This window comes from Psychrobacter sp. 1U2 (assembly GCF_051847575.1).
Genome location: NZ_JBPYDC010001451.1, coordinates 1 through 598 on the forward strand (window position 1 = coordinate 1; position 598 = coordinate 598).

1 protein-coding gene is annotated in these 598 nt (G+C 46.7%); it reads left to right on the forward strand.

Annotated features, from left to right (window positions below):
* The coding region (gene rplB / locus ACS8FD_RS22580; protein ID WP_439277506.1) for a 50S ribosomal protein L2 at nucleotides 1-598 on the forward strand (598 nt) is incomplete at both ends.

Genomic DNA, 598 nt, shown 5'->3' on the forward strand with positions numbered 1-598 from the left:
AAGCGTACTAAAGACAATATTCCAGCAACGGTAGAGCGTATCGAATACGATCCTAACCGTACTGCACATATTGCATTACTAAAATATGCTGATGGCGAACGTCGTTACATCATCGCTGCTAAAAAACAAGCAGTTGGTGACACTGTAATGTCAGGTGAAACTTCACCAATTCGTCCAGGTAACTGCCTACCGCTTAAAAACATCCCATTGGGTACTGTGATTCACAATATCGAGCTTAAAATCGGTAAAGGTGCACAGATGGCTCGTTCTGCGGGTGCTAGTGTTCAGTTGCTAGGTCGTGATGGTATTTATGCGATTCTTCGTCTACGTTCTGGTGAAACTCGCCGTGTACACGTTAATTGCCGTGCAGTTATCGGTGAAGTCTCTAACACTGAAAACAACCTGAAATCACTTGGTAAAGCTGGTGCTTCACGTTGGCGCGGTGTTCGTCCTACGGTTCGTGGTGTTGCGATGAACCCGGTTGATCACCCACATGGTGGTGGTGAAGGCCGTAATAAAGGTCGCCATCCAACCAGCCCTTGGGGTCAGAAGTCTAAAGGACTGAAAACGCGTCACAATAAGCGTACTGACAGTATGA